A 26590-nucleotide genomic window follows, 5' to 3' on the forward strand; every position below is an offset into this window, starting at 1 on the left:
CTCATTTCACCTTGAGCGGCAGTCCCGCCACCATCAGCAGCACCGTATCGGCGATAGCGGCCACCTGCTGGTTGAGCCGGCCGGCGGCATCGCGAAATCGGCGCGCCAATGCGTTGTCCGGCACGATGCCTTGCCCGACTTCGTTGGACACCACGAACCAGGGCCCGCGCGGCCGCGACAGCACGTCAGCCAGCCGACGGTATTCCAGATCGAGGTCGTTTTCGGCCAGCATATGATTGGTCAGCCACAGTGTCAGGCAGTCGACAAGCACCGGCTGATTGTCCGGCAAGGCCTCGAGCGCGCCTGCGAGATCGAGCGGTGCGTCGATGGTCGTCCAGCCTTCACCGCGCCGCGAGCGGTGCAACGCTATGCGCTCACGCATCTCGTCATCATAGGCTTCCGCCGTGGCGATATAGGCCCATGGCGGCGGCGAGGTCGTCGCCAGGGTTTCGGCGTGCGCGCTCTTGCCGGAGCGCGCACCACCGATGATGAAGGTCAGCGTGCTGCGATCAGGCAAAGCTGTCGCGCAGGCTGGTCGCGGTGCCGGTGAAGCGGCCGCGCGCCACGCCGACGACCGCGCCGAGCACCAGCCAGAACACCAGGTTGGTCACGGTCACCGCAACCACGAACTGGTGGTGCAGGCCTTCCGGGATCGGCGTCTCGAAACTGTCGGGCTGCGGTGCGCCGACAACATGCGGCGCGACGATCAGCAAGACGGCAAGGATCACAAGCGGCAGCGACTTGCGGAAGGCGATCAGGCCGAGACCCGCCGCGGTCGCCACCACGGTTGCCCACCACCAGATCTGGCGCTGCGTGAGATCGGCCGCCGGCATGGCAGGCAATTCCGGTGGCAGACCGAGACCAGGCGCCAGCGTGAACACGGCAAAGCCGGCCAGGCCCCAGAACACGCCCTGGCGCCAATTGCCGATGCCACCGGCGAATTCGGAAACCGCAACCAGGATCAGCGCGAAACCGATGCCGGTGACGATGTTGGCAACCACGCTGAAGGCGAAACGCTCGAAACCGTCGGCCGGCGCCCAGCCTTCGTCTTCCGCTGCCGGAGCGGCTGCTTCCGCCGGCGCCGGGGCGGCAGAGCTCATGGCATTCGCCGCCGGAGCGGCTGTGCTCATGGCATTGGTATCCGTTGCGGCCGGAGCTGCATGTTCATGGTGATGGCCGCCGCCGGCCTGCTCGTAGACTTCCGCCTTGAGGATCAGCGGCACGGTGGCATAGGCCTGCATGCAGGCGAGAACGACGCCAGCCACGAGCCCTGCGATCGCCGCGATGAACACGACGTTGCGAAACAGGTTCATGATGTCAAATCCTCGTCAGTGGCAGGGAAACGCCATCGAATGGCGATAGTCGTGAGCCGCATTGTGGACCGCATCGATATGCGAGAAGCCGACAAAGCCGACAACGAAGATGCCGAGCAGTGCCACGAGCGCAAGCTGCATGAAGCGCGACTGCGAGGAGACGGAGGCGCCGAGGGAGACGGAAGCGGTAGTCATGTCTTGTCCTTTCGCCCTCCACCCGAGGGCATCGAAGTCAGTTTCCTGTCGCCGGCAGGTCTCCTGGCTCGCGGATCAGCGCCCTTCTCCACCTTCCCGAAGAAAAACCTTCAGTGGCATATGGAGAGGACTACCGCACACAGTTGCGGGGGCAGCCACGGCATTGGGCAACAAGTCAGCCCGCACCGCATTCCCTCTTGGCTCCAAACGGAACCGACGACAGCGCGACTATAGGGAAAATCGCCGCGACCGGCAAACCAAATTCCGACAATGCATGTCGCCGAAAAGTGCACAGCGGTTTTGGGAAAACGACATGCATGAAGCAAGAACGCATGTCGCCGAAAAGTGCGAAGCGGTTTTCGGAATAACGACCTGCGTAAGCAAGAATGCATGTCGCCGAAAAGTGCGCAAATCGGTCACCGGCACGACAATTGACAATTCCCGCGGTCGGGTGTCGGCTGACAATTTCACAGGAAGCCAGCCATGCAGCCCATTGCCAGCGAGCGCGATCCCTACAACGGCCTGACCCGGGCCGAACCGACGCTGCCGTCCTCCGCCTATTGGGATCCAGGGAGCTATCAAAGAGACCTCGACGCCATCTGGTACAGAAGCTGGCTGCTCGTCTGCCGCGAGGCCGATCTGGCCCAGCCGCTTTGCTTCCGCACCTTCCGCATCGGCACGCAGGAAATCGTCGTGCTGCGTGACGAAACCGGCGAACTGCGCGCATTTCACAACACTTGCCGCCATCGCGGTTCGCAGCTTTGCCAGGAAAGCGAAGGCCGGCTGAAGGCGCGGCTCATCACCTGCCCCTACCACGCCTGGTCCTATTCGCTGCGTGGCGATCTCGTGCGCGTGCCGTCGAAATCGCTGCCGGAAGGCTTCGACAAGGCCAATCATCCGCTCTATCGCGTCGCACTCTCGGTGTGGCGCGGTTTTGTCTTCGTCAATCTCGCCGAGGACGCTACCGGCTCGGCGGAGACATCCTTCGATCCGGCGTCCGGCAGTCTCGCCAACTGGCCGCTGGAAACGCTGGTTACCGGCCATGCGTTGCGCAAGGTGATGAACTGCAACTGGAAAATCTTTTGGGAAAACTTCAACGAGTGCCTGCATTGTCCGGGCGTCCACAAGGATCTGTCGCGGCTGGTGCCGATCTATGGCCGCGGCCTGATGGGCCGCCATGACGATCCCGAATGGTCTCGCCACGCCGACAATGACGCGCCCGAGTTTTCCGGCGGCCTGCGCGCCGGCGCCGAGACATGGTCGCGCGACGGCCAGGCGCATGGGCCGGTCTTTGCCGGTCTCACACCAGCCGAGCGCGCCGCCGGCCAGACCTATGCCACCAACCTGCCGTCAATGTTCGTCGTCGGCCATGTCGACTATGTCAGAACCGTGCGGCTGGTACCGCTCGGCCCCGAGCAGACCGAGCTTGTCGCCGAATGGCTGTTTGCGCCCGAGGCACTGATGGCAACCGATATCGACAACATCGTCGCCTTCGGCAAACAGGTGCTGGAGGAGGATGCGGCGATCTGCGAAATCAACCAGAAAGGCCTGCGCTCGATGCGCCACGAAGCCGGTGTGCTGATGCCCGAGGAATACGACCTGCACCGCTTCCACAACTGGGTCCGCGAACGGCACACAGCGGTTACCCCCAAGCCCTGAAGATCACAGCGATTTCGGCAGGTATCGCCAGGTCACGAAGCCGCAAACCGCCGCCAGCAGGCCGAGCGTGACGAACACCGAGCCCAGCCCAAAGAACGCCAGCACCACCGAATAGACCAGCGGTGGCGTCAGCTCCGAAAAGTCGAGATAGGTGCGGTAGACCGCCGCCATCTGCGACCTTTCATAGGATCGCACCGAGCGCATGAAGGCGGTCGAGCCCAGAGCGTCGAGCGCAATGGTGAAGAAAGCGCCGCAGAGCAGGAAGGCACCGGTAAGCAGCGGCACTGTTTCGCCAACCGCGCCCGCCGCCAGAAGCATGGCCGACATGGCGAAATAGGCAAATGTCATGGTTCGCCGGCCACCAAAGCGCTTTCCCGCATTGCCCCAGAAAATGGCCATGAACAGCAGCGCATTGCCGGCCGAAACCAGCAGGCCACCGGCCAGCTTGCCCTCTCCGGTGATGACCATGAACAGCGGCCCGTAGACGAAGAACGTCGTCCAGAAGCAAGAACGGCCGAAGGCGATCAGCCAGGCCAGCCTCAGCCTGGGCTGGGCGACGAAGCGGCCGATATTGGCGAGCGGGTTGGCCGGCCGCGTCTTGCCGGGGCGGATCGACGGGTTGTCGCCAAGCCGGTAGGTCCAGAACAGCGCCAGCAAGGCCATCGCGAACACCGCCACTGCACCATGCACGGCATAGATGCCGAAGCGCGTGTAGAGGAAAATGCCGAGCGTTGGCCCGCCGGTCCAGGCGAACATCGACCACGCCATGCGCAGCGATTCGGCCTGCATGAAGTCGGTCTTGCGGATGTGGTCCATGATGTAGAGGTTGAGCGTGATCGACAGTGCGCTGGCGCCCATCACCCGGCACAGCATGCCGGCAAGTTGCCCGGCAAGCGTATGGGTGACGAAGAACAGGGAACCGATCGCCAGCAGGCAGGCGCCTGCGGTGTAGACCCAGCGCCGGGCAAAGCGGCGGATCAGCATCGGCATGAACAACGTCACTGACAGGCCCAGCATCGCCACAATGGTATAGAGGATCGAGACGATCTGCTCGTTGTGGAGGATCTCGTAGGCCTGGATCGGGATGACGCTCGACACCGTGGCGCGGGCGAAGGATTCGACCGCATAGAGCGAAGCAAAGGTGCGCGCATCCGCGGCCTTGAGGGCCGGTAGCCAGATCGGATGGCGCACATGGGTGGACATTGCTTCCCCAAAGCAGAATCACCGGGTCAAATCTGCCGTGGTGATTCCTGGGCCGGTAACAGGAAACCGACGCCTACCCGGCAAAAAGCGAAGTCGGCCAAAGGCTTTCCGGCACTGGCCTAAAGCGGCGCCTGATCCGGCGTCTGCAGCGCTGCCCATACCGAAGCGCCCGGCCTTCTTTTGTCCGGGGCAACCGTGATAGTCGTCTTGCGGGGCTGAATCAGAATCCGAGACCATGAGCATCCACACGCCGACCGCACCCGTCCAGGATCAATCGAAGCGCATCGTCGCCATCGACATCGTGCGCGGCATCGCGCTCATCGCCATGGCGAGCTATCATTTCACCTGGGACCTGGAATTCTTTGGCTACACCGATCCCGGCCTCACCGCCTTCGGCTGGTGGAAGATCTACGCGCGCTGCATCGCTTCGACCTTCCTGTTCCTGGTCGGCGTCAGCCTGTACCTCGCCCATGGCCGAATAATCCGCTGGAATGGCTTCTGGAGGCGTTTCGCCATGGTCGCCGGAGCGGCGATCGCCATCTCGGTCGTCACCCGCATCGCCACGCCGGACGGTTTTATCTTCTTCGGCATCCTGCACGAGATTGCGCTGGCCAGCCTGCTCGGCCTCGCCTTCCTGCGGCTGCCGGCGCTGCTGACGTTGCTTGTGGCAGCGCTGGTCATCGCAGCGCCCGTCTATCTGCGCTTCGAGGCCTTCGACCATCCGTGGCTGTGGTGGGTCGGCCTGTCAGCGGTCAATCCGCGTTCCAACGACTACGTTCCGCTGTTTCCGTGGTTCGGCGCCGTGCTTGCGGGTGTCGCGGTGACGAAACTCGCCTCCGCTTCGGGCCTGCTTGCCCGGCTTGCCGAATTGGCACCCGGTCGCTGGGCCAACCCGCTGGTCTTCATCGGCCGCCACAGCCTGGCCTTCTATCTGATCCACCAGCCGCTGCTGATCGGTTGTGTGTGGCTGTTTTCGCAAATCATGCCGGCGCAGGTCGAAACCCCGCAGGTGAATTTCCTGAAAACCTGCCAGCTGTCTTGCGAGCAGTCGCGCGACACCGAGTTCTGTTCGAGCTACTGTGTCTGCATGCTCGATACGCTGGAGGGCGAGGCCTCGCTTGATCGGCTCTACAACAACGACCAGACTGCCGAATGGAAGGCGCACTTAAGTGATCTCGCCGGCATGTGCACCGCCAAGACCGACAGCAAGATGATGGAGGAAGGGGTCAAATGACCGAGAACCAGCCGAAGGCAGGGCTCATACCGTGGCCGCCGCTGATCTACACTGCCGCCATAGCCATCAGCATCGCACTCGGCCTGCTCTATCCCCTGCCCTGGATCGGCGACCTTCTGGGTGATATTCTTTTCGCCGCTGGCTGGGTGGCCCTGTTCGGCGTCGCGGCGCTCTGGTTCACCGCCATCCGCACCATGATCCGGGCCAAGACAACGCTCAACCCCAACGCGGTGCCCGATCACCTGGTCACCACAGGTCCCTTCGGCATCACCCGCAATCCGATGTATCTGGCCAACACGCTGCTGTTGATCGGCGTCGCCTTTGTCTCGGGGATCGCATGGTTCCTGCCGCTGGCATTCATCGCGGCCTATGCCACGCAGAAAGTCGCCATCGAGGGCGAGGAAAAGGTGCTGGCGGCGAAATTCGGCAAGAAATACAGGGACTACGCCAAAAGGGTGCGGCGCTGGATTTGAACTGGCCAGTCAGGCCTTTTTCAGAATTCGCTCTGGCGAGTCAGATAGAGCGGTTTTCGAGAACCGGAGCGGAGCGTACGTTTGGGTACGTGAGCACCGGAAGCGCAGAAAGCTGCGCTAGATGTTTGATCCCAGGCTTTGATGGGGCATCCTTGTCGTCCGAATCAAGGGATGCGCTATGGGCCAGGTTCTTCATGGGAGCGCCACGACGACAGAGGCGATCCGTAGAGCGATACAGCATAGTCAAGAGAGCCTGAGGGCCCTGGCCAAACGCTACGGGATCAACCAGAAGACTGTCGCCAAATGGCGGGAACGGACTTCGGTGAGCGATCTGCCGACCGGTCCGAGAGAGCCGAGGTCGACGGTTCTGTCTGTCGAGGAAGAGGCCGTCATCGTCGCCTTCCGCCGGTACACGCTGCTGCCGCTGGACGATTGCCTCTACGCCTTGCAGCCGACAATCCCGCACCTGACGCGTTCGTCATTGCATCGTTGTCTGCAACGCCACGGCATCGGCCGCTTGCCGGACGTAGAGGGCGACAAGCCGGCGAAGAAGAAATTCAAGAGCTATCCGATCGGCTACTTCCACATCGACGTCGCCGAGGTGCGCACCGAGCAGGGCAAGCTGCACATGTTCGTCGCCATTGACCGAACCTCGAAATTCGCCTTCGTCGAACTGCATGAGAAGGCCACCACCGCCGTCTCGAGAGACTTCCTGCTGCGCCTGATCGCGGCTGTTCCCTACAAGATCCACACTGTGCTCACCGACAATGGCATCCAGTTCACCACCCCCGGCACCGGCGGCTCGGCCGTGCCACTGATCAAGGAGGCCATAGCAAACGGCGAACTCTTCCGCGCCCATGCCTTCGAATACGCCTGCGCTAGGAACGACATCGAACACCGGACAACCAAGGCAAGGCACCCGTGGACTAACGGCCAGGTCGAGAGGATGAACCGGACCATCAAGGATGCGACCGTCAGGCGCTTCTACTATGAGAGCCACGACCAACTCCGCCAGCACCTTGCCGACTTCGTCTCGGCCTACAACTTCGGACGCAGGCTCAAGACCCTCAAAGGCCTCACCCCCTATGAGTTCATCTGCAAGGCTTGGGCCACACAGCCCGAACGCTTCAAGCTTAATCCGCTCCAGCAAATGCCGGGACTAAACATCTAGGTGGCCGCCAGAGTAGAATTATCAAAAAGGCCGTTAGGTATTGACGCCGAGCTCGACCAACCGCTCCACACAGGATTCCTCGGCCTGGTCGAGTTCGGCCAGCGTCTCTTCGAGGTCGCGGCGCTTCTGCCGGAGATCCTCGCGCTTTTCCTCGATGCGCTTGATCATCAGCTTGAGTTGACCGACCTCGCCGGGCGGCTCCTTGTACATCTGGATGATTTCGCGGATCTCGTTGATCGAGAAGCCGAGCCTTTTTCCCCGCATGATCTGGCGGATGAGGTGGCGGTCGGACGGGCGAAACAGCCGCGTGCGGCCACGCCGCACCGGCTGCACCAGCCCCTCATCCTCATAGAAGCGCAGTGTCCGCGTCGACACGTCGAATTCGCGGGTCAGCTCGGTGATCGAATAATATTCCCGCATTGTCACTCCCAGACGCCGGAACCCCCGGCGATCAACCTACGGCGTCGCCTTCTGTCCCGAACCAAACCCATGCCGGAATCGACATGACGCCCCGCGCAAGCCTCGCACGGCGTTTACGTAAAAGTCAATTGAGCACCCTTCACGGCACTCCGAACCACCACGTGGCAATGCCGAGAAAGGCAAAGAAGCCGACGACATCGGTGACCGTGGTAACGAAGACCGCCGAGGCGACGGCCGGATCGACCTTGAAACGGTCGAGCAGCAGCGGGATCAGGATGCCGGCCAAGGCGGCCGCGAACATGTTGATGATCATCGCCGCCGCAATGATGCCGCCCAGATTGTTGTCATGGAACCAGGTCGCAGCGACGATGCCGATCAGGATGGCAAAGACAATGCCGTTGATGAAGCCGACGCCCATCTCGCGGCGGATGATGCGGCCGGCATTGTAGATGTCGATATCCTTCGTCGCCAGCGCCCGCACGGTGACGGTCATGGTCTGCGAGCCGGCATTGCCGCCCATGCCGGCGACGATCGGCATCAGCACTGCCAGCGCCACGATGTGCTCGATCGTGCGGTCGAACAGGCCGATCACCGACGCCGCCAGGAACGCGGTCAAGAGGTTGACCAGCAGCCAGGGAACGCGCGAGCGCGAAGTCGAGAGGATGCTGTCGGAAAGCTCTTCGTCGCCGACACCGCCCATGCGCAGGAGATCTTCTTCCGCTTCCTGCTGGATAACGTCGACGACGTCATCGATGGTCAGCACGCCGACCAGCCGCTCGTTCTCGTCGACGACGGCGGCCGACAGAAGATCGTACTGCTCGAATTCCCGCGCCGCCTCTTCCTGGTCCATGGTGGCGGGAATGGCGTGCCGCGTCTCATGCATGACTTCCTCGACCTTGACCGTGCGCTTGGTGCGCAGGATCTGGTCGAGGTCGATGGCGCCGAGCAGCTTGAAGGTCGGATCGATGACGAAGATCTGGCTGAAGCGCTCAGGCAGGTTCTTGTCCTCGCGCATGTAGTCGATGGTCTGGCCGATCGTCCAGAACGGCGGCACCGCGACGAACTCGGTCTGCATGCGCCGCCCGGCCGTCTCTTCGGGATAGTCGAGCGAGCGGCGCAGCCTGATCCGTTCGGTGAACGGCAACTGCGACAGGATCTCGTCCTGGTCTTCCTTTTCAAGGTCTTCGAGAATGTAGACCGCGTCGTCGGAATCGAGCTCCTGCACCGCCTGGGCGATCTGCGCATTGGGCAGATTGTCGACGATCTCCATACGGATCGCCTCGTCGACCTCGGTCAGCGCGGAGAAGTCGAAATCGGCGCCCAACAACTCGACCAGCGCGCGGCGCTGTTCGGGATGCAGCGCCTCGAGCAGGTCGCCGAGTTCCGACTGGTGCAGGTGGTCGACTTCATGCTTGAGCGTGAGCGTGTCGCGGTCGGCGATCGCCGCGCCGATCTGGGCAAGGAAGGACGAAAGGACGGCGCCGTCCTCGCCATAGATATCGGCGTGGGCGTCTTCAGCGGCCCTGGTGCCGGTCGTCCGTTGGTCCTGGCCTTCCACCAGCGCCTCCCGCCATCGCAATCCCGGAAAAGGTGCGTCTCAGGTCTAGAGCATCGGGCTCAAAAGTGGAAACCGGTTTTGGGAAAAATCCGTCGCTCGATCCAGAGATGGCGCGGCTGTACGATTCGATTTGCGAACCTATGGCTCTAGCGCACGGAATATCAAACGAAATACGCGCTTTCCTACCAGCTTGACTTCACGGGAGACGGACAGCGCAGAGCCCTGGCCGACAATGCCGATCCTGTCAAAACCAACTGGATACCGGTTCAGGTGGCGCGACAGCGCATGTCGCTGGGGAAAGAGCACCCCTGCGCGGTTGCGACGATTGTCATGGCACAGGGTCCGGATATCAGCCGGATCCGCCCATGTCCGCAACCAGTCCAGAACGGAAGCCCTTGAACGCAAGGTCGGCGAGAACGAACGAGGCACCATCAGGACAGCAACGCGTTCGCGTCGTTGTCGCCGAGCGCAACCCGCTTGTCATATCGGCGCTCCGCGGAATGCTGGAATGCGACGGACGTTTCGAATTGCTGGGCGCCGTGCAGAGCGGCAAGCAACTCCTGGAACTGGCCGTGAAGACCAAGTTCGATGTCGCTGTCATCGGCTGGAGGCTCGCCGATATGGACGGCGCGGATGTTCTGGCCGAGGTCCAGAGCCGCAAGCTCGATGTGCGCATCACGGTGTTCTCCAACGACCATGACATCGGCATCCTGAAGCAGTGCGTGCGGCTTGGTGCTCAAGGCTACTGCTTCCAGTTCGACGATCCGCATATCATCTTCGAAACGATCCTGGCGGTCGCGCACGGCCGCATCTGCATCCCCTACATCGACATCAACAAGGTCAACGACACGCCCTTGGCGCAGCTCACGGTGCGCGAGCGCGAGTTGCTGGCAGTGCTTTCCGACGGCTGGACCAACCTTCAGATCGCGACGCGCACGGGGATTTCCGAGAATACGGTGAAATACCACCTCAAGAATCTCTACGACAAGCTTGACGTCCGCAACCGGGCGATGGCCGTCGCCCTCTATTCGAGCGAGAAGCGCCGCACTCCCAGGCTGCCCATCGGGTAGGACGACCGGGTAGGCCGAGTGGGTAGGCCAAGTGGGTAGGCGAGCCCCACCCGCGCGCGGCGAGAACTTACCCACCAAGGTGTTGTTGTCCCTCGCCGCCGAGACGACACTCCCTCCACAAATCTCTAACATTCGGAGGAGTTCGCGCATGGCTGGGTTCACCCACCTTTTTATTCCAGGACCCACCAACATTCCGGAGCAGGTCCGGCAAGCGATGAACCTCCCGATGGAGGACATGCGCGCCGGATCATTCCCTGATTTCACACTGCCGCTGTTCGAGGACATCAGAAAAGTCTTCAAGAACGAAACCGGCCGTGTCTTCATCTACCCATCGTCGGGCACCGGCGCCTGGGAGGCGGCCATGACCAATGTGCTCAGCCCCGGCGATCGCGTCCTGATGTCGCGCTTCGGACAGTTCTCGCATCTGTGGGTCGACATGGCCGAACGCCTCGGCTTCGAGGTCGACGTGATCGACTGCGAGTGGGGAACCGGCGTGCCGCTCGACCTCTACGCGGAAAAGCTGAAGGCGGACAAGGCACACCGCATCAAGGCAGTCTTCTGCACGCAGAACGAGACCGCGACCGGCGTCACCAGCGATGTCGCTTGCTGCCGGGCCATACTCGACGCGGCGAACCATCCTGCCCTTCTGTTTGTCGACGGCGTGTCGTCGATTGGCTCAATCGACTTCCGTCAGGAAGAATGGGGTGTCGACTGCGCCGTCAGCGGTTCGCAGAAAGGCTTCATGCTGCCGGCCGGCCTCGGCTTCCTCTCAGTCAGCAAGAAGGCGCTCGTCGCTTCCAGGGTCGCGACCCACCGGCGCTGCTTCTTCTCGTTTGAGGACATGATCCGCGCCAACGACGCCGGCTATTTCCCCTATACGCCAGCGACGCAACTGCTGCGCGGCCTGCGCGCCTCGCTCGATCTGATCGCCGAGGAAGGGCTCGACAACATCTTCGTCCGTCACCATCGCCTCGCCGAAGGCGTGCGCAAGGCGGTCGACGCCTGGGGCCTTCAGCTTTGCGCGAAGGCGCCGAAATGGCACTCAGACACCGTCAGCGCCATCCTGGTGCCGGAAGGCATCGACAGCGCCGACATCGTCAAGCGCGCCTACCAGACCTACCGGACCTCGCTCGGAGGCGGTCTCAACAAGGTGTTCGGCAAGGTCTTCCGCATCGGCCATCTCGGCTGGCTGAACGAGGTGATGGTGCTCGCCTCGCTGTCGGCGGCGGAAATGGCGCTGCTCGATTGCGGCGTCCGGCTGGCGCCGGGCTCGGGCGTCGGCGCCGCCATCCAGCACTTCCGTGCCTCGGCCGAGGCATCTGTCGCAGAGGCGGCGTGAGAGGAACGAGACCATGAGCCACACGATCAACCATCTGAAAAAACTCCGGCTGCAGCGCAGCGAACTCGCGGTTCCCGGCTCCAGCCCGGAGATGATCGACAAGGCGGCGAACAGCGCCGCCGACTTCGTCTTTCTCGACATCGAGGACGCGGTGGCGCCGCCGGACAAGGAACGCGCCCGCAAAAACATCATCCAGGCGCTCAACGACATCGATTGGCGCGCCAAGGGCAAGACCGTTTCGGTGCGCATCAACGGCCTCGACACGCACTACATGTACCGCGACGTTGTCGACGTGATGGAACAGGCCGGCGACCGGCTGGACACCATCCTGGTGCCGAAAGTCGGCGTTCCGGCCGACCTCTATATGGTCGAGGCCATGGTCAACCAGATCGAGATGGCCAAGGGCTACAAGACCGGCGTCGGCCTCGAAGCCCTGATCGAGACGGCGCTCGGCATGGCCAATGTCGAGGCGATCGCCGCAACGCCCGGCCGCTTGGAGGCTATGCACTTCGGCGTCGCCGACTATGCCGCAAGCAACAAGGCGCGCACCGTCAACATCGGCGGCCTCAATCCCGACTATCCGGGCGACCAGTGGCATTTCGCCTTGTCGCGGATGACGGTTGCCTGCAGGGCCTACGGCCTGCGCGCCATCGACGGGCCGTTCGGCGATTTCTCGGACCCTGAGGGCTACACGGCGGCGGCAAGGCGCGCGGCGGCACTTGGTATCGAGGGCAAATGGGCGATCCACCCCTCGCAGATCGCGCTTGCCAACAGTGTGTTCTCACCGCCGGAAAAGGAAGTCGTCCGTGCCAGGCGCATCCTGGAAGTGCTGAGGGAAGCAGAGGCGCTCGGAAAGGGCGCGGCGGCGCTCGACGGCAAAATGATCGACGCGGCGTCGGAACGCATGGCGCGCAATGTGCTGGTGGTCAACGAAGCAATCGAACGCGCCGGCCAACTTGATAGCTAACAATAGCCGCACGCCGCCACGCACTGAAGCTTCCTGGGAGGACAAGATGGACATTCACGAATACCAGGCCAAGGAACTGCTTGCCCGCCACGGGATCCATGTTCCGCGCGGCGGCCTCGCCTACAGCCCCGAGCAGGCAACTTATCGGGCGCGTGAGATCGGCGGCGGCAAATGGGTTCTCAAGGCGCAGGTTCATTCCGGTGCCCGCGGCAAGGCCGGCGGCATCAAGCTCTGCACCAATGACGAGGAGATCTCCAACGCGGCCGAAGCCATGCTCGGCCGCAAGCTCGTGACCCAGCAGACCGGCCCGCGGGGCAAGCTGATATCGCGGCTCTATCTCGAGGAGGCGGTCGACATCGCGCAGGAGCTCTATGTCGGCTTCGTTCTCGACCGCAAAGAGGAGCGCGTCATGATCGTCGCGTCGGCCGCCGGCGGCATGGAGATCGAGGATATCGTCGAGAGGGCGCCGGATTCCATCATCCGGACCACGGTCGATCCGGGAGTCGGCATGCAGCGCTTCCAGGCGCGCGAGATCGCCTTCGGGCTCGGCCTGGATCAGAACCTGATCGGCAAGGCGACCGAAACCATCTTCAGCTGCTACCAGGTGTTCCGCGACTACGACGCCTCGATGCTGGAGATCAATCCGCTGGTGGTGACCCGCGACGGCAACCTCGTCGCGCTCGACGCCAAGATGTCGTTCGACGAGAACGCGTTGTTCCGGCGGCCGGAAATCTCCGAGCTGCGCGATAAGAGCCAGGAAGACCCGCGAGAGACCTTTGCCAGCGACCGCGGCCTCTCCTATGTCGGCCTCGACGGCAATATCGGCTGCATCATCAACGGCGCCGGCCTCGCCATGGCGACGATGGACATGATCAAGATCGCCGGCGGCGAGCCGGCGAACTTCCTCGACATCGGCGGCGGCGCCTCGCCGGAGCGGGTCGCGAAATCGTTCCGCGCCGTACTTGGCGACAAGAATGTCGAGACCATCCTGGTCAACATCTTTGCCGGTATCAACCGCTGCGACTGGGTCGCCGAGGGCGTCGTTAAGGCGATCCGCGAAGTCGGCGTCAACGTGCCCCTGGTGGTGCGGCTTGCCGGCACCAAGGTCGAGGAAGGGCGCCGCATCCTGGCCGATTCCGGCGAGGCGGTGATCGTCGCCGAAACGCTGGCGGAAGCCGCCGAAAAAGCCGTCGCCGCCTGGCGTTCGGCAACGCTCAAAAAAGCAAGCTGAGGGAGTTCAAGACATGGCAATCCTGCTCAACCGCGGCACGCGGGTCATCGTCCAGGGCTTCACCGGCAAGATCGGCAGCTTCCATGCCGAGGACATGAAGCGCTATGGCACCAAGCTCGTCGGCGGCGTGACGCCAGGCAAAGGTGGCCAGAAGCATCTCGGCCTGCCGATCTTCAACACCGTCAAGGGCGCCGTTCGCGAAACCCGCGCCGAGGCCAGCATCGTCTTCGTGCCGCCGCCTTTCGCCGCCGACTCGATCATGGAAGCCGCGGATGCCGGCATAAAGCTCTGCGTCTGCATCACCGACGGCATTCCCTCGCAGGACATGATGCAGGTGAAGCGCTACATGCTTCGCTACCGTTTCGAGGACCGCATGCGGCTGATCGGGCCGAACTGCGCCGGCGTGATCACGCCCGGGCAGGCACTGATGGGCATCATGCCGGGCAGCATCTATCTCCCCGGCCGCGTCGGCATCGTCGGGCGCTCGGGCACGCTCGGCTATGAGGCGGCCTCGCAGATGAAGGCGCTTGGCATCGGTGTCTCGACCAGCGTCGGCATCGGCGGCGATCCGATCAACGGTTCGTCCTTCAAGGACATGCTGAAGCTGTTCGAACAGGACGACGAAACCGACGCCGTGGTCATGATCGGCGAGATCGGCGGACCACAGGAGGCGGAAGCCGCGATCTGGGCGCGCGACAACATGCGCAAGCCGCTGATCGCCTATATTGCCGGTCTTTCCGCGCCGAAAGGCCGGCGCATGGGCCATGCCGGCGCCATCATCTCGGCCTTCGGCGAGTCGGCACAGGAAAAGGTCGAAATCCTGAAAGAGGCCGGCGTCGTCATCGTGCCGACGCCATCGTCCTTCGGGGAGGTCGTCGCCGATACTCTGGCCGGGATGAAGAAGGCCGCGTGATGGCCGACCGGGCGAAGGGCGCATAGCGCAAAATGTGAAGTCTGTTTCGGGGTTGGCGAATGCATCGCGGCCCATCGATCGGCAGGAAATTCGATGAAACCGCGTTTGATTATCACCCGGAGATGGCCGGCCCCCGTTGAAGCGATCCTCGCCGAGCGCTTCGACACGACGCTCAACGCCAGCGATACGCCGCTGAGCCCTGCCGCAATGACATCGGCATTCGCGCATTTTGACGCGATCCTGGCAACGGTCAGCGACCGCTTGCCTGTTGCGGTGTTTCCCGAGAACGCCGCCCGCACCCGGATCATCGCCAATTTCGGCGTCGGCTTCAGCCATATCGATGTCGCGGCAGCCCGCGAACGCGACATCGTGGTGACCAACACCCCGGGCGTGCTGACCGATTGCACCGCCGACCTCGCCCTCAGCTTGCTGTTGGCTGTCGCGCGCCGGACCGGTGAGGGCGAGCGGCAGCTGCGGGCCGGAGAGTGGCGGGGTTGGTCGCCAACGCATATGGCCGGCGCGAAGGTGTCGGGCAAAACCTTGGGTATTGTCGGCATGGGGCGCATCGGCAAGGCGACAGCCAGGCGCGCGCATTTCGGCTTCGGTATGAAGATCGTGTTCTTCAATCGGTCGCCGGTCGATGATGACGAGACGCGCGCCATGGGCGCGGTGCAGACGGCAACTTTGGAAGATGTGCTCATAGCGTCTGATTTCGTGTCGCTGCACTGTCCGGGCGGTGCGGAAAACCGCCATCTCATCAATGCTCGAAGCTTGCAGTTGATGAAAGGCGACGCGTTCCTGATCAACACGGCGCGCGGCGACGTCGTCGACCAGGATGCCCTGATCGGTGCACTGGAAAGGCGCGAAATCGCGGGGGCGGGTCTCGACGTCTTTGCCGACGAGCCGGCCGTTCCGGAGGCGCTGAAGCAGTTGGAGAACGCAGTGCTGTTGCCGCATCTCGGGAGTGCGACCGAGGAAACGCGGGAGGCAATGGGCATGAAGGTGGTCGAGAACCTGACCGCCTTCTTCGAGGGTCGCCCGGTCCCCGATCGGGTCGCCTGACAGCAGCCGCCGCCCTCGATTCAGGGCGCGGCTACTTGGGCATCGATGCGGACGAATCAGGAAAACGGTTTGGAACAGAGCAGACGCATCAACTTTCGTGAGGACGAGCGCAGCCTTCTGTTGCGCTTGCTGCTTCAGGTCGCAAGCGCGCGTGAGCCCGAGATCGCCGCCGTTCTGACCGGACGTAGGTCGCTTGTCTCCCTCGCCGCGGAGCAGCGCATTCCGGCGCTTCAGGCGAGCGGCGTATGGTTCCAGTTGCTGGCGATAGCAGACGAGTTGCTTGCCATGCGGGCGCGCCGCGAACTCGAACAAGGCGCGGGTGTCGACGAAGTGCCCGGGTCCTTCGCTAGCGTGATCGCGCAGATGGCAGCGAACGGCCACTCAGCGGAGGAAGTCCAGGCGACGCTCGATGAGCTTTGCGTCGGCCCGACCATGACCGCGCACCCGACCGAGGCCAAACGCGTCACGGTGCTGGAGATCCACCGCCGTATCTATCGCAAGCTGACCGAGCTCGACCAGCCGCGCTGGGCTCCGCGCGAACGCTCCCTGTTGGTCGCCGATCTGGAAAGCGAGATCGAGCTTCTGTGGATGACGGGCGAGCTGCGGCTGGAGCGCCCGACGGTCGAACGCGAAATCGCCTGGGGCCTGCATTTCTTTCGCGAAGTCATCTTCGAGGCAACGCCGCAGCTCTATGGCAAGCTTCAGGGCGCCTTCGAGCGTCACTATCCGGGAGAGCCGATCAGAATTCCCTCATTCATACGCTATGCCTCGTGGATCGGCGGCGACCGCGATGGCAATCCAAATGTGACTGCCGCAGTCACCGCCCATGCCATGGCCGAATACCGCAATACCGCCATAGGCTGGTATCTGACGCAGGTGCAGCGGCTGGTGACGGTGCTCAGCGCCAGCTCGAACGTCATCGACCTGCCGGCCAGCTTCAAGCCGGTGCTGCAAACGGCGCTTGATAAAAGCGGACTGGCGCACGTGATCGCCGCCCGCAACCCTGACGAACCGCTTCGCCAGTTCGCTTCGGCCTTGTTTGCCCGGCTGGTGGCCACGCGAGACGGCGGTACGGCGGCGTATCTCTCGGCAGAGGCGTTTCGTGCTGATCTGAACCGGCTGTCTTCCGTTCTCGAAGCGATCGGAGGGCGCGCGGTAGCCAAGCGTTTCATCCAGCCTCTGCTTTGGCAAGTCGGAAGCTTCGGCTTCCGTACGGTCTCGCTCGACATCCGGCAGAACTCCACGGTCGTCAACCGGGTGCTGGCCGAGCTGTTTGCGCTGACAAATCCCGCCGATCCGGTCGCAGCCGGCACGCCGCAATGGTCGGCGCGCATTCGCGCAGCCGTCAGCCAGGGCGAGCGGCTGGAGATCGACGCAGGCCGGCTCTCGCCTGAAGCAGGTGAACTGCTTTCGACATTCTCCGTTATCCGCGAGCACATCTCCAGCTCGGATGCCGACGCTGTCGGCTCTTTCGTTCTCAGCATGACCCGCTCGGCCGACGATCTGCTCGCGGTCTATCTGCTGGCGCAATATTGCGGACTTTCAACCGCGCCCGGTGGCGGCGGCACAATCAGGCTGCGGATCGTGCCATTGTTCGAGACCATCGCCGATCTACAGGCCGCACCGAGCATCCTGAATGGATTGCTCGGCGTTTCGCTGGTGAGGCAGACGGTGCGGGATTTCGGCGCGCGCCAGGAAATCATGCTCGGTTATTCAGATTCCAACAAGGACGGCGGTTTCCTGGCTTCCAATTGGGAACTGGCAAAAGCGCAAAAGCGCCTCGCTGCCGTCGGGCGCAAGCACAACGTCAGGATCAGTTTCTTTCACGGTCGCGGCGGCTCTGTCAGCCGTGGCGGCGCGCCGACCGGCCGGGCGATCGCGGCACAACCGGAAGGCACTGTCGCCAGAACCATGCGGGTAACGGAGCAGGGCGAGGTCGTATCGTCGAAATTCGCCAATCGCGGCACCGGCCTCAACCAGCTCGAGGTTCTCGCCGCCGGCGTGCTGGCCCACGGTGTCGGATCGCCCGGTGATGTCGAGCCGAAGGAAACGCCGGAGTTCGACGAAGCGCTGGAAGCGCTGGCAGGCATGTCGCAGGCATCCTACGCCAGGTTGATGGCTGAGCCCGGTTTCCTCCATTATTTCAACCAGGCGAGCCCGGTCGCGGAGCTGGCGCTCCTGAAAATGGGGTCACGGCCGGAGCGCCGTTTCGGCGCCAGCGGCATTGCTGACCTGCGCGCCATTCCATGGGTGTTCGCCTGGAGCCAGAACCGTCATCTGTTGACCGGCTGGTATGGCATCGGCAGCGCGCTTAGCTCTTTCGTCGCTGTGCGCGGCGAGGCCGGGCGCGAACTTCTGGCTCGCATGTTCGAGCACTCGCGCTTCTTCCGCTTGATCGTCGACGAGGCCGAGAAGACGCTTTACCAGTCCGACATGGAGATCGCGGGGCTTTACGCCTGCCTGGTGTCCGACAGCGATGCGGCCCGACGAATCTACGCCCGCATCGCCGCCGAATACGAGTTGACGCGACGCCTGATTGGTGACGTCACGGGAGGCGATCTTTCCGCGCGTTTTCCGATGTTCAAGCGGCGTTTCGACAATCTGCGGCGACAGATGGATGACATTCACCGACTGCAGGTCGATCTGCTGCGTGAAGTTCGGGCAAATACCGGCGCGGCGGATCAAAAGCGGTCGACCGACGCTCTGCTTGTATCGATCAATTGCATCTCGGCTGGCCTTGGGTGGACGGGATAGGTCCGGCCTTTTGCCGAGCGACCTATGAGTCGGCGCAGGAAAAGGTCGAAATCCTGAAGGAGGCCGGCGTCGTCATCGTGCCGACGCCATCGTCCTCGGGTAGGTCGTGGCCGATACCCTGACCCGGGTGAAGAAAGCCGCCTGATTTCCACGATCAGGCTGGCTTTCGGGGCAATTGAAAAAAGCGAAGCGGCGGCGTGGTCTGAATGACGCGCCGCCGCTGTCGTTTCGATCCTCGGGCAGCCCTGTGGCCGCGACGTGTCATCGCTTGCCGCCCCGGCTTGCCAGAAGCAATCTGTCAGGGAAATTTTGGTGCGGTCGAGAAGACTCGAACTTCCACGGGTTGCCCCACAGCGACCTCAACGCTGCGCGTCTACCAATTCCGCCACGACCGCACGTGGTAGGAGCCGGAACCGACCGGCTCGCGGCGTGTAGCAAATCGTTTCCGGCGAAACAAGTGCGCGGCAAGCAATAATCGCCAGCGATTGGCATAACGCTCCACAGGATTGGAATGCGTAGCCGGAACTGGACGTTTCGGCCCGATATCGCCATATGGGAGGCAAATGCATGTCGCCCAAAAGTGCAAGCCGGTTTTGGGATCACGACATGCATAATGGAAAAAACGAAAAGCCATGCCAGAACGCAGCCAGATCGCCACGTCGTTCCTGCCGCTCCCCGGTTCAGCACCGGTCGAATGGCGCATCGAGCCTGGCCTCACCGCCTATCCCGATGCGCTTGCCTTCATGGAGGCGCGCGCCGAGGCGATCCGAAGCGGTGCCGCTGGCGAAATGGTCTGGCTGGTCGAACATCCGCCGCTTTACACCGCCGGCACCAGCGCCCGCAGCGAGGACCTGATCGACGCCAACCGCTTTCCGGTGTTCGCGGCCGGGCGCGGCGGCGAATACACCTATCATGGGCCGGGCCAGCGGGTCGCCTACGTCATGCTCGACCTGAAGCGGCGGCGCGAGGATGTTCGCGCCTTCGTCGCGGCACTCGAACAATGGATCATCGGCACGCTCGCCGCCTTCAACGTGCAGGGCGAGCGCCGCGAGGACCGGGTCGGCGTCTGGGTGGTGCGGCCTGATCGCCCTGCCCTGCCGGACGGCTCGCCGGCCGAAGACAAGATCGCCGCCATCGGCATCAGGCTGCGGCGTTGGGTAAGCTTTCACGGCATCGCCATCAATGTCGAGCCGGACCTCGACCATTTCAGCGGCATCGTGCCGTGCGGCGTGCAGGAACACGGCGTCACCAGCCTTGTCGACCTTGGCCTTCCCCTGACGATGGCTGATCTCGACCTGGCGCTGAAATCCGCCTTCGAGGACGTGTTCGGTCCAGCCACGGCTTCGCCTGTCGAAGCCGCCCGCAAGGCCGGTTGAAGCTTCCCGCCTGAGAACTGCTTAAGGTGTGTTGAGATTCAGGTCAGGCCGCGCCGAGAATGGTGGATTCCGAGAACCGGAGCGGAGCGTACCTTTGGGTACGGAAGCGCAGGAAGCCGCCGTTCGCAGGCCGGCATCACCTGAATATCAACACACCTCAGATGAGCCGCGCGGATGCCCACAGGACGCCGTAACCATGGATGGCAAACACGGCCAGTAATGCGCCGGCAATGACGAAGCGGTCGACGGTGCGGATCGGCTTCAACTCGTGGCGCGGCTTGACCCCGCTGCTCATCGTCAGCAGGCTGAGGATTGAAAAGACCGCGCCCGCAGCGAGCAGAAAGCCTGGGGAGAAGCCGGCCTGTCGGCCAAGCGCCAGGAAGGCCGAAAGCAGGGAGAACGAAGCCAGTGCCAGCACGATCGGCCCCGGGCAGATCTGGCGCAGCACCTGGCCGCCATCGAACTTCCACACCGGCACCAGATTGGCGATGTTGAACAGGGCAGCAAAGCCCGCCAGCGCCGCCAGCAGCAGCGCCGCCAGCCGATGTCCCTCCGCGCCTGCAAAGGTGCTGGCGGCGATGACGACCGGCACCAGGAAGGCGGAGAAGCCGGCGCCCATCAATGCCACGAAGGCCACTTCGAAACGACTGTCATACGGCCGCCCGCCAATGGCGATGCCGCCGAGCAGAGGAATGAAGATCATGCGCGCCTTGCTGTGACCCATCAGGCGAAACGCGGCCATATGGCCGAGTTCGTGCAGGGCCACCACCGACGTCAGGATCGCGGCCAGCGCCAGCCCGCCGAGGTGAAGACCGAAGAACGGCCACAGGATCAACGCCGACAGCGCGGCGAAGCCGACCTGGCTGAGCGGATGCTCGAACCAGCCGCCCTTGCGATACTGTCCGGTCCTTGCCCAGCGCTGCAGCTTGGAGAGTTCACGGCGCATGGCGAAATAGCGGAACACCAGGAAGGCAAAGCCGCGATAGCGATCGGTCTGGCCAAGCGTGACCCGCGTGCCGCTGCCTTCGGAAACGAGCTCGGTGGTCTCGCGAAAATCCTTCCAGAACGAGGTATCGAGCGCGGTATCCTCGATGACGCGCATCGAGAACCGGCTGCCCTCGACAACGTCTTCAAACCGCGACTTGCGCTCGATCGGCTTGCCGTCGCGGCCTTCCCAGGACAGCATGATGCGGGCCATGCCCTCGCTGTCCAGCGCCTCGGCCGAAAGAATCTCACCGGACCAGCCGGCATCGCTGCCGAGTGGCCACAGCGCCTGCCAGAGGCGCTGCCGGTCCATTGCCACGACACGGCTGAGCCTGATCGTGCGCAAACCAAGCGGCACGGTCATCAAGAGAAAGATCAGCCCGAGATTGCTGGCCACCAGGATGGCCGTGACGATGGGCGACACGCGACGTTGCTCCCTGTCTTGGAGGCACACCCTAACGTCGTGGCGGCAAGAAAAGCTTAACAGGAAAACTCGGTTCCCGGTCGCAAGCCATCCGCGTCAGCGTTCAATGAAAGGCATGACGCCAGCGTTGAAGTACCCTCTCCCCGTTTTTGACGGGGAGAGGGTAAGCGTGAGGGGCGGCGCGACGAAGGGACGCGTGCGTTCGCGCCACGCCCTCAACGCCAAATCACATGGCTCCGATCCAGATCGCCATGGAAATGAGAAAGGTGCTCATGCAAACCAGCGAGACGACATCCTGAACCAGATCGGTCATAACTCTCTCCTGTTGTTGATATGTTCGTATTTTGTTCTAATTTTGTTCGAATGTCAACGACCGGAATCCGGCGGCATCCGGAATTCCGGGCGAACAAATCGGCAGGGTTAAGGAAAGGTTGACGGGCGTGCGTCGGCTATCAATGGAGCGAAAACGCGCGCTGGTGGCGGACTCCTGGCGAGCCCGCCAAGGTCTGCCGAGATTGAGGTCAGCCCGAGCCGAGCGGCACCACTTTGCCGTCGGCCAGCGTGACGCGCCGGTCCATGCGCGAGGCCAGTTCGTGATTGTGGGTGGCGATCAGCGCCGCGAGGCCCGATTGCTTGACCAGCGCCGCCAGCGCCTCGAACACATAGGAGGCGGTGACCGGGTCGAGATTGCCGGTCGGCTCGTCGGCCAGCAGCACCAGCGGCGCATTGGCAACCGCACGCGCAATGGCGACGCGCTGCTGCTCGCCGCCGGAAAGCTCGGACGGACGGTGCGACGCGCGCTTGCCGATCTGCATGTAGTCGAGCAGCTGCGCCGCGCGCTCGGACGCCTCCTTGCGGCTCAGCCCTTTGATGAGCTGCGGCATCATGATGTTTTCCAGCGCCGAGAATTCCGGCAGCAGGTGATGGAACTGATAGACGAAGCCGACATCGTTGCGGCGGATCGCCGTACGCTCGTCATCGGAGAGCCGCCCACAGGCACGGCCGGCCAGGATGACGTCGCCGGCGTCGGGACGCTCAAGCAGGCCGGCAGTGTGCAACAGCGTCGACTTGCCGGTGCCCGACGGCGCCACCAGCGCCACCATCTCGCCGCGCCTCAGCGAGAAATCGGCGCCGTTGAGAATGGTGAGCTTGCGCGGCCCCTGAACGTAGTGCCGCTCAACGCTCTTCAGCTCGATAATGGCCTCGGCCATCATTCATACCTCAAGGCTTCAACGGGATCGAGCCGGGCGGCCCGCCACGCCGGAAATACAGTTGCCAGGAAGGACAGCCCGAGCGCCATCAGGATGACATAGGTCGTCTCGCGCGGATCCATTTTCGCCGGCAGCTGGCTGAGGAAATAGAGTTCCGGGTTGAACAGCACCTTGCCGGTCATCCAGGAGAAGAACTGGCGGATGGATTCGATGTTGGTGCAGATCAGAACGCCGAGCAGAACGCCGGCGATCGTGCCGGTCACGCCGATCGCAGCCCCCGTCATCAGGAAGATGCGCAGGATGGCGCCGCGCGACGCCCCCATGGTGCGCAGGATGGCGATGTCATGCCCCTTGTCCTTGACCAGCATGATCAGGCCCGAAATGATGTTCAGCGCCGCCACCAGCACGATCAGCGTCAGGATCATGAACATGACGTTGCGCTCGACCTGCAGGGCGGAAAAGAAGGTCTCGTTGCGCTGGCGCCAGTCGACGAGGTCGATCGGCCGCTGCGCCGCCTCCTCCACCTTCGGTTTCAGCGCGTCGACATCGTCGGGATTGTCGACATAGATCTCGATCGTCTGCGCGCGGCCGTCCATGTTGAAATAGAGCTGCGCCTCCGAGAAGGGCATGTAGACGATGGAACTGTCATATTCCGACATGCCGACTTCGAAGATCGCGGTGATCGGATAGCCCTTCATGCGCGGTGTCGTGCCGAGCGGCGTCACGTCGCCGTCGGGCGAGATCAAGGTGATGGTATCGCCGAGCGCCAGGCCGAGATTCTCGGCCATGCGCTTGCCGATGGCGACGCCCTCGCCAGTGTCGAAACCGGCGATCGAGCCCTGCTTGACGTTGGCGGCGACGATGGCAATCTTGCTGAGATCCTCGCCGCGGATGCCGCGCACCAGCGCGCCGGTTCCGCCGCCGACATTGCCCTGCGCCAGCACCTGGCCGTCGATCAGAGGGATGGCGTATTTGACGCCGGGCACGCCGTTGATGCGGCCGGCGACCTGCGCATAATCCTCAAGCGGCGAATCGAGCGGCTGCGCGATCAGATGGCCGTTGACGCCGAGAATGCGCGTCAAAAGCTCCGCCCGGAAGCCGTTCATCACTGCCATCACCACGATCAGCGTGGCGACCCCCAGCATGATGCCGAGGAAGGAGATCGAGGCGATCACCGAGATCACCGTCTCCTTGCGTCGCGAGCGCAGGTAGCGCCAGGCAACCATGCGCTCGAAGATGGAAAAGGGCCCGGCGCCCGCTGTTCTTGCTGCCGCCACTTCGCTCATGCGGCGACACCGAATCGTTTTTTCGCATCGGCGATAGGCAGCGTCTCGCGCTCGCCGGTCTTGCGATTCTTGATCTCGATCTCGCCGCTAGCCACGCCGCGCGGTCCGACGATGACTTGCCACGGCAGGCCGATCAGATCGGCGGTGGCGAACTTGCCGCCGGGCCGCTGGTCGGTGTCGTCGTAGAGCACATCCTTGCCGGCGGCGACGAAAGCGGCATGCAACTCGTCGCAGACGCGGTCGCACTCGGCGTCGCCCGCCTTCATGTTGATCAGTCCGATGTCGAACGGCGCCACCGCTTCCGGCCAGATGATGCCGTTGTCGTCATGGCTGGCTTCGATGATCGCTGCGACCAAGCGCGACGGACCGATGCCGTAGGAGCCGCCGGAGACGAAATGATCCTTGCCGTCGGGCCCGGTAACCTTGGCGCCCATCGGCTTGGAATATTTGTCGCCGAAATGGAAGATGTGGCCGACCTCGATGCCGCGCGCCGAAACCTTGTCGTTGTCGCCGATCTTTTCCCACGCCGCCTCGTCATGCATCTCGTCCGTGGCGGCGTAGGGCGTCGTCCATGTCTTGACGATGTCGCCGATCTCGGCGTCGTTGGCGAAGTCGGTCTTCTCTCCGGGCACATCGAGCGAAAGATAGTCGCGATGGCAGAAAACCTGGCTCTCGCCGGTGTCGGCGAGGATGATGAATTCATGGCTGAGGTCGCCGCCGATCGGCCCGGTGTCGGCCCGCATCGGAATCGCCTGCAGCCCCATGCGCGTAAACGTCCTGAGATAGGACACGAACATCCTGTTGTAGGCCGCCTTGGCGCCCTCAAAGTCGAGGTCGAAGGAGTAAGCGTCCTTCATCAGGAATTCGCGCGAACGCATGACGCCGAAGCGCGGCCGCACTTCGTCGCGGAACTTCCACTGGATGTGGTAGAGATTGAGCGGCAGGTCCTTGTAGGACTTCACGTAAGCGCGCACGATCTCGGTGACCACTTCCTCATTGGTCGGACCGTAGAGCATGTCGCGGTCCTGCCGGTCCTTGATGCGCAGCATCTCCTTGCCGTAATCGTCATAGCGGCCGCTTTCGCGCCACAGATCCGCCGACTGGATGGTCGGCATCAGGATTTCCAGCGCGCCGGCGCGATTCTGCTCCTCGCGGATGATCCGGCAAACCTTGTCCAGCACCCGCTTGCCGAGTGGCAGCCACGAAAAACTGCCCTGCCCCTGCTGGCGGATCATGCCGGCACGCAGCATCAGCCGGTGCGAGACGATTTCGGCCTCGCGCGGATTTTCTTTGAGGATCGGCAGGAAATAGCGCGACAAACGCATGGACTGGTCCGTGAGTGAGGATGGCCGCGCGGGAATCGGCGCGACACGGGCTTGCTTGCCCCGGCTTCATAGCCATTTCATGGCGGAATGGAAACCCGGACGCATCGGCCCGAAAATCGGAAATCGGCTTTCGGAAGGGCACGATGCGTGGGGTCGAACGTGTCGGAGGTCCTTTGCGCGGCCCGCGGACGCGCGGCGCTCCAAGGGCGCCGCAGTGCCGTACGCATCTTACTGGTCGTTTCCCAAGCAAAGCCTGCCACACTATTGTGCAGTGCAGCACGAGAATGCCCGTTTCAAGGCAAAATTCTTCGTGACATTTTCATTCGCGTTGGTCTAATGTGCCCCGATAACCGAGAGGGTAGAGAAAAATCTGCTCTCCTACGCGGTCAAAGTCTTGGGAGGATGCGATCTAGGCGCGGTTACTCGCTGCCGCCGGAAACCGGAAACAGATCGGACGCGTTTAAATTGCAAGGCCTCGTGCCTTGCATTTTTTTTGTGCAAACATCTGGTTAGCAGCAGAGATTGACAAACTGGATGACCCTGCGTCAACCGGCGCAAGGCCAGAATCGCCGTGGGCCTCCAGGCGATCTCGTGTCGATCTCGAATGTGCTGAAACGCGGGCCGGAAAACGGTCTATTTCGTTGGGGTCTGACTGAATTCCGGAATGATGTGCGGCACCTCGTCGAGGCTGTATCCCAACCCTTTCGTCAGGCCATAGAAAATGCCCATGAGAACCGCCGTGGCGACGGTGGTTCGAAGGACGGCGCGCAGCATATGCGGGCCGCGTGGCGCACTTGGAACCGTGCCCAGCGTCACGTCGTGATCATCGTCCTGTGTCCTGATGCTGAACGGCAGCACGACGAACAGCACGATCCACCAAGTGGCGAAGAAAAGTGCGGTGAACGAAACCCAGCTCATGATTGCTCCAGTTCGATCAGCGTGCCGAAGAAATCCTTCGGATGCAGGAACAGCACCGGCTTGCCATGCGCCCCGGTCTTCGGATTGCCGTCGCCCAGCACGCGCGCGCCGGCGGCCTTGAGCTGGTCGCGCGCGGCCAGGATGTCGTCGACCTCGTAGCAAAGATGGTGCATGCCGCCGGAAGGGTTCTTCCCCAGGAAGGCGGCGATCGGCGAGTTCTCGCCCAGCGGCTCCAGAAGTTCGATCTTGGTGTTGCCGACATTGACGAACACCACCGTCACACCATGCTCCGGCAGTGCCTGCGGCTCCGTCACTTCGGCGCCGAGCGTGTTGCGATAGGCGGCAACGGCCGCCGCCAGATCCGGCACGGCAAGCGCGACATGGTTCAGGCGTCCGAGCATATCCGAGCTTTCCCTCCTGGGTCCCGATGGCTGGCGTCATACGTCAAATCGACGGATACCAACAGCCTTTCACGAGGCGCGCACTGTCGCACTTTGACGAGCC

Annotated in this window: 24 protein-coding genes, 1 tRNA gene, 1 pseudogene and 1 riboswitch; of the genes and pseudogenes, 13 read left to right on the top strand and 13 right to left on the bottom strand. The window is 63.0% G+C overall.

The annotated features are described in order from the left end of the window. Position 1: 1 nt before the first annotated feature. Genes cobU through ACFFNA_RS01675 form a run of 3 tightly spaced genes read right to left on the bottom strand, consistent with a single transcriptional unit; the run spans position 2 to position 1508 of the window. Positions 2-517 (bottom strand): bifunctional adenosylcobinamide kinase/adenosylcobinamide-phosphate guanylyltransferase, encoded by a 516-nt coding sequence (cobU, locus tag ACFFNA_RS01665; RefSeq protein WP_378915091.1) that lies wholly within the window; start codon positions 515-517, stop codon positions 2-4. Next, positions 510-1313 carry a CbtA family protein gene (locus ACFFNA_RS01670; protein WP_378915093.1) on the bottom strand — a complete coding sequence of 268 codons (804 nt, stop codon included), beginning with the start codon at positions 1311-1313 and terminating at the stop codon, positions 510-512. The genes cobU and ACFFNA_RS01670 overlap by 8 nt, the downstream gene beginning before the upstream one ends. Positions 1314-1328: 15 nt before the next feature. Beyond that, positions 1329-1508, bottom strand: a complete 180-nt coding sequence (locus tag ACFFNA_RS01675; RefSeq protein ID WP_095087280.1) for a CbtB domain-containing protein — start codon at positions 1506-1508, stop codon at positions 1329-1331. Positions 1509-1544: 36 nt separating this feature from the next. Next, a riboswitch (cobalamin riboswitch) is annotated at positions 1545-1741 on the bottom strand. Positions 1742-1991: 250 nt separating this feature from the next. Here ACFFNA_RS01675 and ACFFNA_RS01680 point away from each other — a divergent pair. Next, the gene (locus ACFFNA_RS01680) at positions 1992-3167 is read left to right on the top strand and encodes an aromatic ring-hydroxylating oxygenase subunit alpha (protein ID WP_378915095.1); all 1176 of its coding nucleotides are present in this window, start codon (positions 1992-1994) and stop codon (positions 3165-3167) included. 3 nt (positions 3168-3170) lie between these two features. Here ACFFNA_RS01680 and ACFFNA_RS01685 read toward each other — a convergent pair whose 3' ends face one another. Next, positions 3171-4370, bottom strand: a complete 1200-nt coding sequence (locus ACFFNA_RS01685; protein WP_378915097.1) for an MFS transporter — start codon at positions 4368-4370, stop codon at positions 3171-3173. A 235-nt stretch (positions 4371-4605) separates the two neighbouring features. Between ACFFNA_RS01685 and ACFFNA_RS01690 the strand changes: the two genes are divergently transcribed. The 3 genes from ACFFNA_RS01690 (at position 4606) to ACFFNA_RS01700 (ending at position 7248) form a co-directional block, all read left to right on the top strand. Beyond that, the gene (locus ACFFNA_RS01690; protein WP_378915099.1) at positions 4606-5604 is read left to right on the top strand and encodes a heparan-alpha-glucosaminide N-acetyltransferase; all 999 of its coding nucleotides are present in this window, start codon (positions 4606-4608) and stop codon (positions 5602-5604) included. Next, on the top strand, positions 5601-6077 hold the full coding sequence (locus tag ACFFNA_RS01695) for a methyltransferase family protein (protein WP_111547539.1): 477 nt from the start codon (positions 5601-5603) through the stop codon (positions 6075-6077). Before ACFFNA_RS01690 ends, ACFFNA_RS01695 begins: the two co-directional genes overlap by 4 nt. Before the next feature lie 178 nt (positions 6078-6255). Further along, positions 6256-7248, top strand: a complete 993-nt coding sequence (locus tag ACFFNA_RS01700) for an IS481 family transposase (RefSeq protein ID WP_378915101.1) — start codon at positions 6256-6258, stop codon at positions 7246-7248. A 33-nt stretch (positions 7249-7281) separates the two neighbouring features. On the opposite strand, the gene ACFFNA_RS01705 is transcribed toward ACFFNA_RS01700, so the two are convergent. Further along, complete coding sequence (locus tag ACFFNA_RS01705) at positions 7282-7668, bottom strand: MerR family transcriptional regulator (RefSeq protein ID WP_006203215.1); 387 nt, start codon at positions 7666-7668, stop codon at positions 7282-7284. Positions 7669-7807: 139 nt separating this feature from the next. Beyond that, positions 7808-9226 (bottom strand): magnesium transporter, encoded by a 1419-nt coding sequence (mgtE, locus tag ACFFNA_RS01710; RefSeq protein ID WP_378915106.1) that lies wholly within the window; start codon positions 9224-9226, stop codon positions 7808-7810. 500 nt (positions 9227-9726) lie between these two features. Here mgtE and ACFFNA_RS01715 point away from each other — a divergent pair, with 500 nt between their 5' ends. The 8 genes and pseudogenes from ACFFNA_RS01715 to ACFFNA_RS01750 form a co-directional block, all read left to right on the top strand. Further along, the gene (locus ACFFNA_RS01715; protein WP_378915108.1) at positions 9727-10296 is read left to right on the top strand and encodes a LuxR C-terminal-related transcriptional regulator; all 570 of its coding nucleotides are present in this window, start codon (positions 9727-9729) and stop codon (positions 10294-10296) included. A gap of 148 nt (positions 10297-10444) precedes the next feature. Further along, complete coding sequence (locus ACFFNA_RS01720; protein ID WP_378915110.1) at positions 10445-11635, top strand: aminotransferase class V-fold PLP-dependent enzyme; 1191 nt, start codon at positions 10445-10447, stop codon at positions 11633-11635. A gap of 13 nt (positions 11636-11648) precedes the next feature. After that, a complete protein-coding gene (locus ACFFNA_RS01725; RefSeq protein WP_378915112.1) occupies positions 11649-12602 on the top strand; it encodes an HpcH/HpaI aldolase/citrate lyase family protein in 954 nt (317 codons plus the stop codon). 46 nt (positions 12603-12648) lie between these two features. Beyond that, positions 12649-13833: a malate--CoA ligase subunit beta gene (locus tag ACFFNA_RS01730; protein WP_378915114.1), complete on the top strand. Its 1185-nt coding sequence runs from the start codon at positions 12649-12651 to the stop codon at positions 13831-13833. Between the two features lie 13 nt (positions 13834-13846). Further along, positions 13847-14746, top strand: a complete 900-nt coding sequence (sucD, locus tag ACFFNA_RS01735; RefSeq protein ID WP_111547545.1) for a succinate--CoA ligase subunit alpha — start codon at positions 13847-13849, stop codon at positions 14744-14746. 93 nt (positions 14747-14839) lie between these two features. Beyond that, positions 14840-15808 (top strand): 2-hydroxyacid dehydrogenase, encoded by a 969-nt coding sequence (locus tag ACFFNA_RS01740; protein ID WP_378915116.1) that lies wholly within the window; start codon positions 14840-14842, stop codon positions 15806-15808. 69 nt (positions 15809-15877) lie between these two features. Further along, entirely contained in the window at positions 15878-18562 is a 2685-nt protein-coding gene (locus ACFFNA_RS01745; RefSeq protein WP_378915118.1) for a phosphoenolpyruvate carboxylase, read from the top strand. A gap of 17 nt (positions 18563-18579) precedes the next feature. Next, a pseudogene (locus ACFFNA_RS01750) lies at positions 18580-18707 on the top strand (succinate--CoA ligase subunit alpha); the annotation flags it as partial. A gap of 165 nt (positions 18708-18872) precedes the next feature. Here the strand turns inward: ACFFNA_RS01750 and ACFFNA_RS01755 are convergent. Further along, positions 18873-18957: transfer RNA gene (locus ACFFNA_RS01755), tRNA-Leu, on the bottom strand. 237 nt (positions 18958-19194) lie between these two features. Between ACFFNA_RS01755 and lipB the strand changes: the two genes are divergently transcribed. After that, a complete protein-coding gene (gene lipB, locus ACFFNA_RS01760; RefSeq protein ID WP_378915120.1) occupies positions 19195-19938 on the top strand; it encodes a lipoyl(octanoyl) transferase LipB in 744 nt (247 codons plus the stop codon). A gap of 157 nt (positions 19939-20095) precedes the next feature. Here the strand turns inward: lipB and ACFFNA_RS01765 are convergent, their stop codons facing one another. From ACFFNA_RS01765 to mce, 6 genes are all read right to left on the bottom strand, one after another. Continuing rightward, the gene (locus ACFFNA_RS01765) at positions 20096-21346 is read right to left on the bottom strand and encodes a site-2 protease family protein (RefSeq protein ID WP_111547548.1); all 1251 of its coding nucleotides are present in this window, start codon (positions 21344-21346) and stop codon (positions 20096-20098) included. Between the two features lie 521 nt (positions 21347-21867). Next, positions 21868-22560 (bottom strand): ABC transporter ATP-binding protein, encoded by a 693-nt coding sequence (locus ACFFNA_RS01770; protein ID WP_208647156.1) that lies wholly within the window; start codon positions 22558-22560, stop codon positions 21868-21870. Further along, positions 22557-23843, bottom strand: a complete 1287-nt coding sequence (locus ACFFNA_RS01775; protein ID WP_111547549.1) for a lipoprotein-releasing ABC transporter permease subunit — start codon at positions 23841-23843, stop codon at positions 22557-22559. Before ACFFNA_RS01775 ends, ACFFNA_RS01770 begins: the two co-directional genes overlap by 4 nt. Next, positions 23840-25168 (bottom strand): proline--tRNA ligase, encoded by a 1329-nt coding sequence (gene proS / locus ACFFNA_RS01780; RefSeq protein ID WP_378915123.1) that lies wholly within the window; start codon positions 25166-25168, stop codon positions 23840-23842. The genes ACFFNA_RS01775 and proS overlap by 4 nt, the downstream gene beginning before the upstream one ends. A 633-nt stretch (positions 25169-25801) precedes the next feature. Beyond that, the gene (locus ACFFNA_RS01785; protein ID WP_111547551.1) at positions 25802-26086 is read right to left on the bottom strand and encodes a DUF1467 family protein; all 285 of its coding nucleotides are present in this window, start codon (positions 26084-26086) and stop codon (positions 25802-25804) included. Beyond that, complete coding sequence (gene mce, locus ACFFNA_RS01790; protein ID WP_378915125.1) at positions 26083-26487, bottom strand: methylmalonyl-CoA epimerase; 405 nt, start codon at positions 26485-26487, stop codon at positions 26083-26085. The genes ACFFNA_RS01785 and mce overlap by 4 nt, the downstream gene beginning before the upstream one ends. Positions 26488-26590 lie beyond the last annotated feature (103 nt).

The sequence above is a fragment of the Mesorhizobium kowhaii genome, from assembly GCF_042431665.1.
GTDB classification, from domain to species: domain Bacteria; phylum Pseudomonadota; class Alphaproteobacteria; order Rhizobiales; family Rhizobiaceae; genus Mesorhizobium; species Mesorhizobium kowhaii.

What these genes read in the sequence shown, in the direction of transcription:
- ACFFNA_RS01670 (WP_378915093.1), bottom strand. Translation starts at nt 1,313, where the DNA reads ATGAACCTGTTTCGCAACGTCGTGTTCATCGCGGCGATCGCAGGGCTC.
- ACFFNA_RS01675 (WP_095087280.1), bottom strand. Translation starts at nt 1,508, where the DNA reads ATGACTACCGCTTCCGTCTCCCTCGGCGCCTCCGTCTCCTCGCAGTCG.
- ACFFNA_RS01680 (WP_378915095.1), top strand. Translation starts at nt 1,992, where the DNA reads ATGCAGCCCATTGCCAGCGAGCGCGATCCCTACAACGGCCTGACCCGG.
- ACFFNA_RS01685 (WP_378915097.1), bottom strand. Translation starts at nt 4,370, where the DNA reads ATGTCCACCCATGTGCGCCATCCGATCTGGCTACCGGCCCTCAAGGCC.
- ACFFNA_RS01690 (WP_378915099.1), top strand. Translation starts at nt 4,606, where the DNA reads ATGAGCATCCACACGCCGACCGCACCCGTCCAGGATCAATCGAAGCGC.
- ACFFNA_RS01695 (WP_111547539.1), top strand. Translation starts at nt 5,601, where the DNA reads ATGACCGAGAACCAGCCGAAGGCAGGGCTCATACCGTGGCCGCCGCTG.
- ACFFNA_RS01700 (WP_378915101.1), top strand. Translation starts at nt 6,256, where the DNA reads ATGGGCCAGGTTCTTCATGGGAGCGCCACGACGACAGAGGCGATCCGT.
- ACFFNA_RS01705 (WP_006203215.1), bottom strand. Translation starts at nt 7,668, where the DNA reads ATGCGGGAATATTATTCGATCACCGAGCTGACCCGCGAATTCGACGTG.
- ACFFNA_RS01715 (WP_378915108.1), top strand. Translation starts at nt 9,727, where the DNA reads ATGCTGGAATGCGACGGACGTTTCGAATTGCTGGGCGCCGTGCAGAGC.
- ACFFNA_RS01720 (WP_378915110.1), top strand. Translation starts at nt 10,445, where the DNA reads ATGGCTGGGTTCACCCACCTTTTTATTCCAGGACCCACCAACATTCCG.
- ACFFNA_RS01725 (WP_378915112.1), top strand. Translation starts at nt 11,649, where the DNA reads ATGAGCCACACGATCAACCATCTGAAAAAACTCCGGCTGCAGCGCAGC.
- ACFFNA_RS01730 (WP_378915114.1), top strand. Translation starts at nt 12,649, where the DNA reads ATGGACATTCACGAATACCAGGCCAAGGAACTGCTTGCCCGCCACGGG.
- sucD (WP_111547545.1), top strand. Translation starts at nt 13,847, where the DNA reads ATGGCAATCCTGCTCAACCGCGGCACGCGGGTCATCGTCCAGGGCTTC.
- ACFFNA_RS01740 (WP_378915116.1), top strand. Translation starts at nt 14,840, where the DNA reads ATGAAACCGCGTTTGATTATCACCCGGAGATGGCCGGCCCCCGTTGAA.
- lipB (WP_378915120.1), top strand. Translation starts at nt 19,195, where the DNA reads ATGCCAGAACGCAGCCAGATCGCCACGTCGTTCCTGCCGCTCCCCGGT.
- ACFFNA_RS01770 (WP_208647156.1), bottom strand. Translation starts at nt 22,560, where the DNA reads ATGATGGCCGAGGCCATTATCGAGCTGAAGAGCGTTGAGCGGCACTAC.
- ACFFNA_RS01775 (WP_111547549.1), bottom strand. Translation starts at nt 23,843, where the DNA reads ATGAGCGAAGTGGCGGCAGCAAGAACAGCGGGCGCCGGGCCCTTTTCC.
- proS (WP_378915123.1), bottom strand. Translation starts at nt 25,168, where the DNA reads ATGCGTTTGTCGCGCTATTTCCTGCCGATCCTCAAAGAAAATCCGCGC.
- ACFFNA_RS01785 (WP_111547551.1), bottom strand. Translation starts at nt 26,086, where the DNA reads ATGAGCTGGGTTTCGTTCACCGCACTTTTCTTCGCCACTTGGTGGATC.
- mce (WP_378915125.1), bottom strand. Translation starts at nt 26,487, where the DNA reads ATGCTCGGACGCCTGAACCATGTCGCGCTTGCCGTGCCGGATCTGGCG.